Origin of the sequence: Bacillus nakamurai (genome assembly GCF_001584325.1) — a bacterium.
In the GTDB taxonomy this organism is placed as follows: domain Bacteria; phylum Bacillota; class Bacilli; order Bacillales; family Bacillaceae; genus Bacillus; species Bacillus nakamurai.
Window position 1 is genome coordinate 23,635 of sequence record NZ_LSAZ01000043.1, and the last position, 12,721, is coordinate 36,355.

A 12,721-nucleotide genomic window follows, 5' to 3' on the forward strand; every position below is an offset into this window, starting at 1 on the left:
ATCATCTAAAAAAGACGCTTCCCGGATGGAAAGCGTCTTTTTGTACTAATTGATTTTAAATTGTTTCGTTAATTCCCGCAGCTCTTCGGCCATTTGAGCCAAAGTGTCGGCTGAGGTGCTGATTTCTTCCATGGAGGCAAGCTGCTCTTCGGCAGATGCCGCAATATCCTGAATGCTTGCAGCGCTTTCTCTCGAAACGTCCGCAATATCGGTGACAGCGGCTGAGACGTGCTGAGAGCTGTCTGATAGCTGCTCAACCGTACTGTTCATGGATTGAAGCTTTTCGGCGATTTCGTTTGTCATGCCGAAGATGTTTTGGAAGCTTTCTTTCGTACGGTCCGTCACGGTAAGCCCTGATTGAACTTCTTCATTTACCGAGGTAAACATGTGAAGTGAAGTATCAATTTCGGCCGTGATTTCTTGAATCAATTTTTCAATTTCTTTTGAAGAGTCGGCGGATTGGACGGCAAGTTTTCGCACTTCTTCCGCGACCACGGAAAAACCTCTCCCGTATTCTCCCGCTCTGGCAGCCTCAATGGCGGCGTTTAAAGCGAGCAGGTTTGTCTGATCGGCAATGCCGTTGATGACTCTTAAAATATGTGTGATGTCTTTTGATTTTGCCTCAAGGCCTTTGACAACGGCTTCCGCCTGCTGAACGGATTGGTTGATAAGTTTCATCTGCCCGACTGTTTTCTGTACGTACGTCTCCCCGGTTCCGGCAATTTCCGTCGATTGTTTAGATGCTTCGGTAATAGCCGCAGATGTCTGGGACACAGCGAGGAGTCCGTCATTCATATGATTCAGTTTCGCTGAGCTTGATTCGACTTTTTCGCTCTGCTCCTCGTTTCCGTTTGAAAACTGTTCAATCGCCATCGTAATATGTTCCGTCGCTTTGCTTGTTTGCGAAGCTGATGCGGTCAGCTGTTCTGATGACGCCGCCACATTGTCGACCGAACTTTGGATTGCGCTGATGAGCCCCCGCAATGATTCTCCCATTTCGTTAAAGCTTGCCCCGAGTTCACCCAGTTCATCTTTCGAACGGATATCAATCGTTTCCGTCAGGTCTCCGCCGCTGATTTGTTTAGACGAGCGGACAAGGCGTTTCAGCGGTGTCGTAATTGATCTGACAATCAATAAGATTAATATCCCCCCGATGATAACGGATGCGCCAAGCACGATCATTCCCATCGTAAGCACCGGCTTTGATGCGTCTTTAATTTCATTGAGCTCCATCGAACCCGCTATTTTCCAGCCGGTCAGCTTATTTGTCGTAAACGCCATTTTTTTATCTTGATTATTGAGCTTGTATGAAATGATGCCGCTGTTATTGCTGTAAACCTCGTTGACCCACGGGGTTGAGACTTTCTCGCCCGGCTTATGGTCTTTATGGGCGACATAGGTTTTATTTTTAGAAACGATAAACACGAAGCCTTTTTGGCCGATTTTAATTTCCTGCATCTGTTTCAGCAGCTGGTCAATGGTAATATCCATCGCCACAACGCCGCTCCCGTCCTGCAGCTGCTGTGCCACGGTTACGACCATGCTGCCGTCGTTTGCCGCTATGTAAGGATCAGTGACAACAAGCCCGCCGCCTGCCTTCACAGCGTCTTTATACCACGTACGGGTTCTCGGGTCATAACCGGCCGGCAGGTTTTCCTTCGGTGCTTGTGTGTAACTGCCGTCTTCTGTTCCTCCGTAAATACGGGCTACATCCTTATGAATTGACGTGTATTGCCCGAACTTCCCTTCGAGCTCGGATTTATTTTTCTTTGTGAATGACGAAGTCTTTAAGGTTTCACTGAAAAATTCAATGGCCTTCGCCTTTGCTCCTATATCATTTGTGATGGTTGTATTAAAAGAGTCGATGTTATTTTTCGCGTTGCCTGAAATTTGCTCATCCAGCGAGCTGCTCGCCGTGTGATATGAACTGAATTCTAAAACGAGAATCGGTATGATTAAGATCACGCTAAATGAAATGATTAATTTTCGTGAGATTGATGCTTTTGTGCACCAATTGATGAAGTTCTTCATATTATGCTGCTCCCTCTTATGTGATACCTTATATATCGGCTCACCCCTCACATTTTGTAATCGTTTCATCCTATTTTATGAGTTATTTTCATTGCCCAAGCCTCTTGCATATCTTAATAAAAAAAGAGAGGAGCGTTTCAATGATTATTATATCCGGGCAAACGCTTCGGCCCCAAGACATTGCAAACTGGCAGACCGAAGAAAGTCTGCTCCCGTATTTAAACGAATTGATCGCTTCGCCCGTACAATTTGATTACGGGTCAATCGCTGAGCTGATGTTTGAAGTACAGCTGCGGCGCAATATCGTTCAGGCCGCCAAAGAACTGAGCGGGTCTGGCGCAAAATTTGCAACCTTTGCTAAAACTTATGGAAATACGGCATTTTGGAGAGTGACGCCCGAGGGAGCCTTGGAGCTGAAATATAGAATTCCCGCTTCAAAAGCCATTCGGGATATTATTGAAAACGGCGCGTTTTATGCGTTTGAATGCGCCACGGCGATTGTTGTGATTTATTATTTGGCTGTATTAAAAACGGTAGGAAATGAAAGATTTGATTCCCGATTCAAGAATATTATCCTGTACGACTGGCACTATGAACATCTGCCGATCTATACGGAAACCGGCCATCACTTTTTGCTGGGCGACTGTTTATATTTTAAAAACCCGGATTTCAACCCGCAAAAGGCGCAATGGAGAGGAGAAAACGTGATTGTGTTGGGGAAAGATCAATATTTTGCCCATGGCCTCGGAATTTTGACCGCTGAGCAAATTATCCAAAAGCTGAATTCTTTAAGAAAAAAAGACGCCGTGCAGTCAGCGTATCTTCTTTCTCAGGCTACAAGGCTTGATGCGCCTGCGCTGTATCAAATCATGCATTAAAACCATCCCATCGTCTGTCATTGTGACGATGGGATGTGAAATGCTTTTCTTTTCCGGTAAAAAGCGGTTGTGCCGAGCGCTTGGTTCGCCGCCCATTCGAACTTTTCTAAATCATGGCGTGTGACCGCTCTGTCCCGGCTGCTCCACTTGATGGTTCGCACAAAGTAATACCCTTTGATCGGTGCCATGGTGACTTTGGAATAAGGAAAATCTTCAAATACAAATACAAATTCAATATTCCCTCTTTTTTTATAGGACATTTGAAGAATCTTCATGCAAATCACCTCAAGTCTTCTTTAAGACCGGCACAATTCGCTCAAAACGGTTTTTACGTCGGTCAGCCCCTTCAGCATCCCTGCGGACTGGCCCGCCCATAAAGACATATAATCCGCATCTTCGGATTGTAACGCGTGCCGGCGCATCGGCTTTGTCAGCGTGTTATGCAGCGGGTAAGGAAGCGTATTCTCTTCTTCCGCTTCATATGTTTTCATAAACTGATTGACAATTCCTCTCGCCTGTTTTCCGGAAAACAGTGAGGTCAGCCGCGTGTCAGCCCCTTCCGCCTCGGCAATGGCCTGTTTGTAAGCCGGAGAGGCGCTGCTTTCTTCACAAAGGAGAAACGGCGTGCCGATTTGAACGCCGTCAGCACCTAAACACCTGGCTGCCTGAACGCCGCGATGGTCAAAAATGCCGCCTGCCGCAATGACAGGAACGTTCAGCGCATCGGCCGCCTGCGGAATCAGCGCCATAAGGCCGAGGGCGGGTTCTCCTTTTGCCGGCAGAAAAGACCCGCGATGCCCGCCAGCTTCAATCCCTTGCAATACCACGGCGTCCATTCCCCGTTTTTCAAGTGCTGCCGCTTCTTCTGCAGTTGTGGCTGTTCCGAAAAGGAAGCAGCCGCTGTCCTTCAGCTTTTGAACCGTTTCTTCCGGCGGCAGGCCGAAGGTGAATGAGCACGCTTTTACCCGGAAGCGGATAAGCAGCTCAACTTTCTCCTCAAAATCCTTCCAATCCTCTTCAAGTATAGAAAATGGCTGAGCCTCATCGGCCATCGGAATGCTCGCCTTCCATTTTTCAAATACCCCTGCCTCCGGCGTCTCTCTTTCTTCAGGAACGAAAAGATTCACCTGAAAGGAGCGGTTTGTTTTCTGCTGCATCTCGATTATCTGTTGTTCAAGGGATATCGGGCTGACATATCCGGATGCAAGGCTGCCGAGCGCTCCCTCATTTGATACGGCCGAAGCCAGGCTCGGCGTGACAAGCCCTCCGGCCATCGGCGCCTGAATGACGGGTTTTGTTAGTGATAATGCATTCATCCATTCACTCATCAATGTTCTCCTCCGTTTCAGTCTATTATTTTGATATAACACGTCCGGTTTCTCGGACCGTCAAATTCGCAGAAATAAATGCCCTGCCACGTACCGAGAATCAAGCGGCCATCATCAATGATGACATGCTGGGATGCACCGATTGTGCTTGCTTTCATATGAGCTGCCGTATTCCCCTCCATATGCCGGTCCAGCTCATGATCCCACGGATAGATCTCATCAAATCTTCTGAGCATATCTCTCTTCACATCCGGATCAGCATTTTCATTAATGGTGATGCCGGCGGTTGTATGAGGGCAGTATATAAGCGCTAAGCCGTTTTTCACTCCTGTTACGCTGAGAAACGCCTCGGCTTCATGTGTGATGTCTATCATTTCATCCCGCTTGTTTGTTCTGATCTGCAATGTTTTCAGCATGAGAATGCTCCTTTCTTTTCCTCTTCCTACTCCATATTCGTTCTGTATTGTTCTTTTCCTGTCGAACGGCGTCATAAACTTGATTCACAAAAAACTTCAGCCGTGGACTGAAGTTTTCACCATACATATACTCGTGTTTCATAAGGCTTTAAAAGGAAGGACGTCACATGCCGATGATATTTCGGTTCCGTGTTTGCCAAAACGAGTGAAACGGAATCAAGCGGAAATCCCGGGTGTCTGTATAAGGCTGGCGTTTTCGTCAGATTTGTTATGATAAGTGCGGTTTCTCCGGCGCTTTTTCGCAAATACGCGAAGATTTGCCGATCTTCCGGCAAGAGCAATTCATATCTCCCGGTGATCAGCACATCATGCTTTTTTCTGAGGGCGATTAATTTGCTGTAGAAATGATAAACAGATGTTTGATCCTTTATTTGCGATGCAGCATTCAGCCATGTATGGTTTGGGTTTACGCCGATCCATGGGGAAGCCGTTGAGAACCCGGCATACTCACCGCCGTTCCATTGCATCGGAGTTCTTGAATTGTCCCGGCCCTTTTTCCAGATGACCTTCATCACTTCTTCATTGGGAACGCCGCGGGATGTCTCGATTTCATATTGCCGCTTTATCGCGACATCATCATAATCATCAATGGAAGGAAACGAGACGTTGGTCATCCCGAGTTCCTGTCCCTGATAGATAAACGGCGTGCCTTTCATCAGAAAGTACACAGCGGCGAGTGCTTTGGCGCTTTCTGTCAGAAATAAGCTGTCATCGCCCCAAACGGATACGGAACGGGGCTGGTCGTGGTTTTCCATAAATAAAGCGTTCCAGCCTTTTCCTTCCAGACTGTTCTGCCATCTGGACAAAATGTCTTTAAATGCGGGAATACAAATACGTTCATCTGCATCCGTATCCCACAGGCCGAGATGTTCGAATTGAAAAATCATGTCAAAGACGCCGGATTCTTCACCTGCCCACTCAGCTGCTTCATCGGCACTTACGCCGTTTGCCTCTCCGACCGTCATGATCGGATAGCGCGAAAATGTTTCCCGCTTCAATTCTGTTAACATTTCCATGATTCCATCCGCATTCATATGATACGGGAAGGAAGGGACGTAAGGAAGGCTATCGGGATTCGGCAGATCGGGGAGCCCGGCTTTTTTCTTAATGTGGGATATGGCGTCCACCCGAAAGCCGTCTATGCCTTTATCAAGCCACCAGCGGATGATCTCATAAACGGCTTGCCTCATATTTTGGTTTTCCCAATTTAAATCCGGCTGTTTTTTATCAAACAGGTGTAGGTAATATTGGTCTGTTTTCTCGTCGTATTGCCATGCTGAACCGCCGAAAATGCTTTCCCAGTTGTTCGGCTCTTTGCCCTTTTTTCCGTCTTTCCAAATGTACCAGTCCCGTTTGTGTGAATCTTTGCCTGAGCGTGATTCAATGAACCAGGGGTGCTCATCGCTCGTATGATTTACGACAAGGTCTATGATCAGCTTCATTCCGAGGTCATGAATGTCGGCGAGCAGCTGATCAAAATCCTCCATTGTCCCGAATTCGCTTAAGATTCTTTTGTAATCGCGAATATCGTAGCCGTTATCTGCGCCGGGCGAGTCGAAAACGGGACAAAGCCAAATCACGTCCGCCCCTAAGCCTTTTATGTAGCGGAGCTTTGACCTGATCCCGTTTATATCGCCGATTCCGTCGCCATTTGAATCCATAAAGCTGCGGGGATAGATTTGATACACAACCGCTGTTTTCCACCAAGCCGTTTTCATACAGCCACTCCTTTCTTTACACAATATGAAGAAGCAGGCTAAAGAAGCATATATTTCAGAAAAAAAAGCCTCTTGCAGCCGGCAAGAGACTTCTTATGGTATTTAACTTGAACGCCGCTGCCCCCGAGATTTCCGTTCCGAATTCTGCGCTCTCTTACGTATTGAGATGAGCGGATCCATTTTTTGGCGTACGTACAGCAAGGAACTGAAAACATTCGCCACGCCGTTTCATCCTGTATCCTGCCGCATAAAAAAGCCGCGTGAGGCGGCGGCTTAGTAGTCTGTTTTTTTTATTTCGACAAAACGGATATGATGGTCCTCGGCTTCAAGCACCTTAAACTCGCATCCTTCGGCGTGAAATACATCTCCGTTTTCCAGCTCCATTTTTTGTGTCAGCAGCCAGCCAGCAATTGTGTCGATATCCTCATTCTCGATGGCGATATCAAGCAGGTCGTTCACTTCGTCTATCAGCGCCTTCCCGTCCATCACATAATGGTGTTCGCCTTTTTTGACGATATGCGGCATTTCATCCTGATCATATTCATCCCGAATCTCACCGACGATTTCCTCCAAAATATCTTCGACGGTGACAAGCCCCGCCGTGCCGCCGTATTCATCGACGAGTATGGCCATATGAATCCGCTCCTTCTGCATGCGTATAAGAAGCTCTTGTACAGGAATGCTTTCAATAACCCTGATGACCGGGCGCATAATTTCTTTTAATTGAATGGAACGTCCGAGGAAATACGCCTTAAATAAGTCCTTATTGTTAATAATGCCGAGAATATGGTCTTTATCTTCCTTAATGACCGGGTAACGTGTGTAGCGTTCGTTGATAATCAAGTGAATGGCTTCATCAGCCGATTGATCAAGCGAAATGGCGGCGATTTCGGTACGCGGCACCATGATTTCCCGCGCAACACGATTATCGAATTCAAATATTTTATTGACATAACGGAATTCTGACTGGTTGATTTGTCCTTTTTTATAGCTTTCGGACAAAATCAGCCGCAATTCCTCTTCACTGACAACAACTTCATGTTCTTTGACCGAGTGAAAGCCGAACAGTTTGACCAAAAAACCGGCTGAGCCGTTTAACAGCTTGATAAACGGATACATCACTTTATAAAAAAGAATAAGCGGTTTGGCCGTCCATAAGCTGACGGCTTCAGCCTTTTGAATCGAAATCGTTTTCGGCGCAAGCTCGCCAATGACGACATGCAGGTACGTAACGGTGATAAATGCCGCAATGAAGGTGACGACGTGCGTAATGGATGCCGGCATTCCGATCAGATGAAAAACAGGATGAAGAATCCGCTGAATCGTCGGTTCCCCGAGCCAGCCGAGCCCGAGCGCCGTAATCGTAATGCCAAGCTGGCACGCTGATAAATATTCGTCCAAATTAGAGATGACCCTATGGGCGGCAAGCGCCCGGCTGTCACCGCTTTCGACCAGCTCTGAAATTTTCGAACCGCGTATTTTAACAATCGCAAATTCCGCGGCCACAAAGATGGCCGTTAATCCGATTAACAGCATAATGAGAATCAGTTTTAAAATAAGCAAAAAAACCCCTACCGCAAACGGTAAGGGGCCACCTCCTTCGTGTTAATTCTCATCACGACCATTCAAGAAGATCATCACAAAACGAAGCAGCTCGAATAATGAAACGAGCGCCGCAGCCACATACGTTAACGCGGCGGCGTTCAGCACTTTATTCACGCCGTGTTCTTCACTGTTTCGGATGAATCCTTCTGACACGATAATCCGCTTCGCCCTCGCGCTGGCGTTGAACTCAACAGGCAGCGTGACAAGCTGGAAAAAGACGGCGGCTGAAAACAAAATAATGCCGAGGCCGATTAAATTCAAGCTGCCCAAGAGCATACCGCCCAAAAAAAGCAAAGGGGCGACACCCGAGGCAAAATTGACGACCGGAAATATTTTGTGCCGCAGCACAAGCGCACCATATGATTCCTGATGCTGCAAGGCATGTCCGACTTCATGGGAAGCGACGGAAATGGCGGAAATGGAGCGCCCGTAATATACTGGTTCGGATAAACGCACCACCCGCTCCGTCGGGTCGTAATGGTCTGTTAAAGTGCCTCTCACCGGTTCAACCGGCACATCATATAAACCGTTTATATCAAGAATCCGTCTTGCCGTTTCCGCCCCCGTCCGCTGACTTGAGGCTTCCACGTCTGAGTATTTTTGAAAATTGCTTTTCACTTTAAATTGTGCCCAAAACGATAAACCCAATGCAGCGATTGTTAAAATGATAAACAGCATATTATCCTCTTCCTTTTTTTTATATCGTACTTTCTGCTTATATATTATTTTAAAGAATGTTCCCTATCCTGTACAGAAATCCGCTTCTTTTTTCTGACAGGAATCAAACCTCCCGCCAGTATTAAAAAGCTTCCGGCCAGCGCTAAATAAAACGGAAGCGTCCCTATCACGCTTTTCATAAAAACAGGCCATGAAAAATCACCGGACATGTGGTTATATGCATTCAAATCAAGAATAAGCAGCACGGCCGCAGAAGCGAGCAGCTGCGCTCCGGCCAGCACCGCCGCGGCCTTTCCAATGACTGTCATCTGCCCCACCCTTTTCGGTCCGCTTTCTTTAGCATATGAAAAAAAGCGGATGAATATGTTTTCACCGATTTTAGAAAGACAAACTGGGACATACTGTATAAAAAAAGACACAGGTGTGATACATCATGAAAGTGACAAACGGAGAGAAAGAACAGCTGAGCACTGCCATAGACCGCATGAATGAGGGGCTTGACGTCTTCATCCAGCTTTATAACGAATCAGAAATTGACGAGCCTCTCATTCAGTTTGAAGATGAAACTGCCGAACTGATAAAACAGGCGCGTCAGTTGTACGGCCAAGAGAAGCTGAATAAAAAATTAAACGCCATAATTAAACAAATCTTATCCATTTCTCTGTCGGAAGAAGAGCAGGACGAATGAAGTCAAACCGCGTTCTCATTTCTTGGCTGCGATGGCCGTTATATATCCGTATCGGATTGATCATTATCGCCTTGATTTTATTGTTCGGACAATTGATTTACATATTGGAGCCGAAGCAGTTTCCATCTGTTTTTGAAGGGATTTGGTGGGCGGTCATCACAGTATCCACAGTCGGCTATGGGGATTATGTCCCGAAGACTCCTCTCGGGAAGATCGCCGGTATGGTGCTTGTGTTAAGCGGCGCGAGTTTTGTGACCGCCTATTTCGCCACGCTTGCCACAGCTGCATTCAGAAAGCAGCACCGCTATGTGGAGGGGAAGGTTGCCTTTAAAGGCCGGGAGCACGTGATTATCATCGGGTGGAATGAGAAGTCGAATATGCTGCTGGAAGAGCTCCAGCGGGCTGCTCCGTCAAAAACGGTCGTATTGATTGACGATTCATTACGAGAGGGCCCGCTCATTGAAAATGTCCATTTTATTCGCGGCCATGCGGCTGATGACAGCACATTGAACAGGGCGAATATTGCCGCAGCGGATACCGTCATCCTCACAGCCGACCAGGAAAAAAACGAAGCGGAGGCCGATATGCTTTCCGTATTAACGCTGCTCGCCATCAAGGGGCTGAATCCGTCCGTTTATTGCATCACGGAGATTTTAACGGAACGGTATGTGAAAAATGCAGAACGCGCCGGAGCCAGCAAAATCATCGGTACGTCACGCCTTTTAAGCCGGGTGATGTTTGAGCATTACCGGGTAAAGCTGCAGCTGGCTGAGCCGCAAAAGCTATCTGATTTGACGTTAGAGAAAAAGGTCCGCATCATTCCCGTTCCTGATGAATTAAAGAATAAATCCTATCATGACTGCGTTCTCTATTTTCTTAAACGGAATACGACGATTATCGGCATTCAAAAAGAGGAGGGGCCGATGCTTACCCCTCCTCTTTCATATCAAGTGCTCAGCTCAGATTTGTTTCTGGCGCTTTAATGCAAAAGGATGTCTTCAAGCTCTTTAACGAGCGACACGCCGATATCTTCAAATGAACGGTCAATCTCCGCATCGCGTCTTTCCGGCTCAGAAAATTGCTGGAATAACGATTCAAAAACACCGCCGCCGGCGAAGTCATCCGTATGTTTCCGATACACATGCCGCAGCAAAAAGGGCGTGCCGATCGTGACAGCGGCGCCGCGCTCATCAAGCCGTCCCTTAATTGCTTCAACGGGGATTCGCAAAAATAAATAGCCGTCATTATCGGTAATCTTGTAATCGAAGAAACCCCGTTCGTACTCCCAGCCGCCGCCGATGACATAACCAATCGGTTTCATGACCTGTTCCAGTTCGCGGAGTAAAAAAGATTGGCCTTCAAGTGAAGATGGTATGCTGATCATGGTTCACATGCTCCTTTTTCCTTTATCGTCCCCGCTCCGCTCCATCTTCATACGGCTTAGGGGAAGAATCCGGCGGGACAGCCGTATTCCTCGAACGCGTCATAAGGGAAATGGCGCATTCGATTAGAAAATACGCAAAAAGAGCCGCCAAAGAGCCTGCTTGCGCGTTTGATAAGAAAAAGAAAACGGCGGCATATAAACCGAGCTTCATCATAAGAGAGTGCATGCGGCCAAGCTTCAGCTTGAGACGAACCGCGTCTGTAAAGAGGCCGAGGGGAAAGGCGAGAAAAAGGATTGTCTGCAAGAAGACAGCCGGAGAGTGACTCATAACCAGAGAGAAAACGGCGGCAGAACAGGCAGAAATGACGGCATGCTTCCAAACATTTCGTATCAATTCATGATCACACCCTTCACGGTTTGAAAAAAGCTGACCCGTCATACGTCGGGCCAGCCTTTCATTTTATTTCTCGAGGCGCTTTTCAAGCTCTGCTTTTTTCTCTTCAAAACCAGGTTTGCCGAGAAGCGCGAACATATTCACCTTATACGCTTCAACACCCGGCTGGTCAAACGGATTGACGCCGAGCAGATAACCGCTCATCGCTACGGCTTTTTCAAAGAAATATACGAGATATCCAAATGTATATGCGTTAAGTTCAGGAATGTTGACGATTAAGTTAGGCACTTTTCCGTCCGTGTGGGCAAGCATCGTGCCTTGGAACGCTTTTTTGTTAACGAAATCGACCGTTTTTCCGGCTAAGTAGTTTAAGCCGTCAAGGTCATTTTCCGCTTCTTCAATTGTCAGCTCATGCTTCGGCTTTTCAACATGTAATACGGTTTCAAACAGATCCCGTCTGCCTTCTTGCACGTATTGTCCGAGTGAGTGAAGATCAGTTGAAAAATTAGCGGAAGAAGGGTAAATACCTTTTTCGTCTTTTCCTTCACTTTCGCCGAAGAGCTGCTTCCACCATTCTGCAAAATATTGCAGTGCCGGTTCATAGTTGATCAGCATCTCAATGGTTCTGCCTTTATTGTAAAGGACGTTGCGGACGACGGCATATTGATAAGCGGCATTTTCTTCTAATTCTGAGCTTGAGAAGTCTTTGCTCGCGTCAAAAGCGCCTTTCATCATGTCGTCAATATCAGCTCCGCTGACCGCAATCGGCAGAAGGCCTACCGCCGTCAGAACGGAGAAACGGCCGCCTACATCGTCAGGAATCACAAATGATTCAAAGCCTTCTTCGTTAGAAAGCGTTTTTAAAGCGCCGCGCTCTTTATCAGTTGTTGCGTAAATCCGGGCTTTCGCTTCTTCTTTTCCGTATTTTTCTTCCAGAAGCTTGCGGAAAATACGGAAAGCGATTGCAGGCTCTGTTGTTGTGCCTGACTTAGAAATGACATTAATGGAGAAATCGGCGTCTTCAAGCAGATCCATAACATCCTTCATGTAAGTCGAGCTGATATTGTTGCCGATAAAGATAACTTGCGGATTTTTGCGTTTGTCTTTCGGCAGGATATTATAAAAAGAGTGGTTGAGCGCTTCAATTGCCGCACGGGCGCCCAAATATGAACCGCCGATGCCTACGACGAGAAGCACGTCAGAGTCTGACTTAATTTTTTCAGCGGCTTTTTTGATGCGCGCGAATTCTTCTTTATCGTAATGTTCAGGAAGGTCCACCCAGCCTAAAAAGTCGCTTCCTGCGCCTGTTTTTTCATGGATATTATGGTGTGCCGTTTTTACGAAATCACGTGCATATGTAAGTTCATGTTCATTGAAAAAAGGTAACGCTCTTGAGTAATCAAAGCGTACATGCGTCATTTGCTTGTCCCTCCATAATGGTGAATTGTTTTCTCTATCACTTTATATGAACTTTTCCGCTAAATCAAGTCATCAAGAAGGCCGGGTGAACACGATCTCTGTCGCATTCACTCCGGCCGGGG

At 47.0% G+C, this 12,721-nt stretch carries 14 protein-coding genes; 3 read left to right on the forward strand and 11 right to left on the reverse strand.

The genetic code is table 11. The features are described from left to right. Positions 1-45 precede the first annotated feature (45 nt). Positions 46-2,031: a methyl-accepting chemotaxis protein gene (tlpB, locus tag AXI59_RS18185; RefSeq protein ID WP_061522357.1), complete on the reverse strand. Its 1,986-nt coding sequence runs from the start codon at positions 2,029-2,031 to the stop codon at positions 46-48. A gap of 140 nt (positions 2,032-2,171) precedes the next feature. Between tlpB and AXI59_RS18190 the strand changes: the two genes are divergently transcribed. Beyond that, complete coding sequence (locus AXI59_RS18190; protein WP_061522356.1) at positions 2,172-2,909, forward strand: protein-glutamine gamma-glutamyltransferase; 738 nt, start codon at positions 2,172-2,174, stop codon at positions 2,907-2,909. Between the two features lie 17 nt (positions 2,910-2,926). Here the strand turns inward: AXI59_RS18190 and AXI59_RS18195 are convergent, their stop codons facing one another. The 7 genes from AXI59_RS18195 to AXI59_RS18225 all read right to left on the reverse strand — a co-directional run bounded on the left by AXI59_RS18195 (position 2,927) and on the right by AXI59_RS18225 (position 9,022). Next, on the reverse strand, positions 2,927-3,184 hold the full coding sequence (locus AXI59_RS18195; protein ID WP_061528938.1) for a hypothetical protein: 258 nt from the start codon (positions 3,182-3,184) through the stop codon (positions 2,927-2,929). Between the two features lie 21 nt (positions 3,185-3,205). Beyond that, on the reverse strand, positions 3,206-4,237 hold the full coding sequence (locus AXI59_RS18200; protein ID WP_061522354.1) for a nitronate monooxygenase: 1,032 nt from the start codon (positions 4,235-4,237) through the stop codon (positions 3,206-3,208). 17 nt (positions 4,238-4,254) lie between these two features. After that, on the reverse strand, positions 4,255-4,653 hold the full coding sequence (locus AXI59_RS18205; RefSeq protein WP_061522353.1) for a secondary thiamine-phosphate synthase enzyme YjbQ: 399 nt from the start codon (positions 4,651-4,653) through the stop codon (positions 4,255-4,257). A gap of 116 nt (positions 4,654-4,769) precedes the next feature. Continuing rightward, positions 4,770-6,431, reverse strand: a complete 1,662-nt coding sequence (locus AXI59_RS18210) for a glycoside hydrolase family 13 protein (protein WP_061528939.1) — start codon at positions 6,429-6,431, stop codon at positions 4,770-4,772. A gap of 273 nt (positions 6,432-6,704) precedes the next feature. Beyond that, positions 6,705-7,994: a hemolysin family protein gene (locus tag AXI59_RS18215; RefSeq protein ID WP_061528940.1), complete on the reverse strand. Its 1,290-nt coding sequence runs from the start codon at positions 7,992-7,994 to the stop codon at positions 6,705-6,707. A 42-nt stretch (positions 7,995-8,036) separates the two neighbouring features. Beyond that, positions 8,037-8,714 carry a zinc metallopeptidase gene (locus AXI59_RS18220; RefSeq protein WP_061522350.1) on the reverse strand — a complete coding sequence of 226 codons (678 nt, stop codon included), beginning with the start codon at positions 8,712-8,714 and terminating at the stop codon, positions 8,037-8,039. Between the two features lie 44 nt (positions 8,715-8,758). Then, on the reverse strand, positions 8,759-9,022 hold the full coding sequence (locus AXI59_RS18225; protein ID WP_061522382.1) for a YuzI family membrane protein: 264 nt from the start codon (positions 9,020-9,022) through the stop codon (positions 8,759-8,761). A gap of 125 nt (positions 9,023-9,147) precedes the next feature. Between AXI59_RS18225 and AXI59_RS18230 the strand changes: the two genes are divergently transcribed. Beyond that, entirely contained in the window at positions 9,148-9,402 is a 255-nt protein-coding gene (locus AXI59_RS18230; protein ID WP_061528941.1) for a protein mistic, read from the forward strand. Beyond that, positions 9,399-10,385 carry a potassium channel family protein gene (locus AXI59_RS18235; RefSeq protein ID WP_061528942.1) on the forward strand — a complete coding sequence of 329 codons (987 nt, stop codon included), beginning with the start codon at positions 9,399-9,401 and terminating at the stop codon, positions 10,383-10,385. The genes AXI59_RS18230 and AXI59_RS18235 overlap by 4 nt, the downstream gene beginning before the upstream one ends. On the opposite strand, the gene AXI59_RS18240 is transcribed toward AXI59_RS18235, so the two are convergent. From AXI59_RS18240 to AXI59_RS18250, 3 genes are read right to left on the reverse strand one after another with little or no spacing between them, the layout of a single operon-like run. Next, positions 10,382-10,786, reverse strand: coding sequence for a YugN-like family protein (locus AXI59_RS18240; RefSeq protein WP_061528943.1), 405 nt, complete (start codon positions 10,784-10,786; stop codon positions 10,382-10,384). The genes AXI59_RS18235 and AXI59_RS18240 overlap by 4 nt on opposite strands. A 22-nt stretch (positions 10,787-10,808) precedes the next feature. Next, positions 10,809-11,225 (reverse strand): hypothetical protein, encoded by a 417-nt coding sequence (locus AXI59_RS18245; protein ID WP_061528944.1) that lies wholly within the window; start codon positions 11,223-11,225, stop codon positions 10,809-10,811. A gap of 21 nt (positions 11,226-11,246) precedes the next feature. Further along, positions 11,247-12,599, reverse strand: coding sequence for a glucose-6-phosphate isomerase (locus tag AXI59_RS18250; RefSeq protein ID WP_061522345.1), 1,353 nt, complete (start codon positions 12,597-12,599; stop codon positions 11,247-11,249). Positions 12,600-12,721 lie beyond the last annotated feature (122 nt).

What these genes read in the sequence shown, in the direction of transcription:
- tlpB (WP_061522357.1), bottom strand. Translation starts at nt 2,031, where the DNA reads ATGAAGAACTTCATCAATTGGTGCACAAAAGCATCAATCTCACGAAAA.
- AXI59_RS18190 (WP_061522356.1), top strand. Translation starts at nt 2,172, where the DNA reads ATGATTATTATATCCGGGCAAACGCTTCGGCCCCAAGACATTGCAAAC.
- AXI59_RS18195 (WP_061528938.1), bottom strand. Translation starts at nt 3,184, where the DNA reads ATGAAGATTCTTCAAATGTCCTATAAAAAAAGAGGGAATATTGAATTT.
- AXI59_RS18200 (WP_061522354.1), bottom strand. Translation starts at nt 4,237, where the DNA reads ATGAGTGAATGGATGAATGCATTATCACTAACAAAACCCGTCATTCAG.
- AXI59_RS18205 (WP_061522353.1), bottom strand. Translation starts at nt 4,653, where the DNA reads ATGCTGAAAACATTGCAGATCAGAACAAACAAGCGGGATGAAATGATA.
- AXI59_RS18210 (WP_061528939.1), bottom strand. Translation starts at nt 6,431, where the DNA reads ATGAAAACGGCTTGGTGGAAAACAGCGGTTGTGTATCAAATCTATCCC.
- AXI59_RS18220 (WP_061522350.1), bottom strand. Translation starts at nt 8,714, where the DNA reads ATGCTGTTTATCATTTTAACAATCGCTGCATTGGGTTTATCGTTTTGG.
- AXI59_RS18225 (WP_061522382.1), bottom strand. Translation starts at nt 9,022, where the DNA reads ATGACAGTCATTGGAAAGGCCGCGGCGGTGCTGGCCGGAGCGCAGCTG.
- AXI59_RS18230 (WP_061528941.1), top strand. Translation starts at nt 9,148, where the DNA reads ATGAAAGTGACAAACGGAGAGAAAGAACAGCTGAGCACTGCCATAGAC.
- AXI59_RS18235 (WP_061528942.1), top strand. Translation starts at nt 9,399, where the DNA reads ATGAAGTCAAACCGCGTTCTCATTTCTTGGCTGCGATGGCCGTTATAT.
- AXI59_RS18240 (WP_061528943.1), bottom strand. Translation starts at nt 10,786, where the DNA reads ATGATCAGCATACCATCTTCACTTGAAGGCCAATCTTTTTTACTCCGC.
- AXI59_RS18245 (WP_061528944.1), bottom strand. Translation starts at nt 11,225, where the DNA reads ATGACGGGTCAGCTTTTTTCAAACCGTGAAGGGTGTGATCATGAATTG.
- AXI59_RS18250 (WP_061522345.1), bottom strand. Translation starts at nt 12,599, where the DNA reads ATGACGCATGTACGCTTTGATTACTCAAGAGCGTTACCTTTTTTCAAT.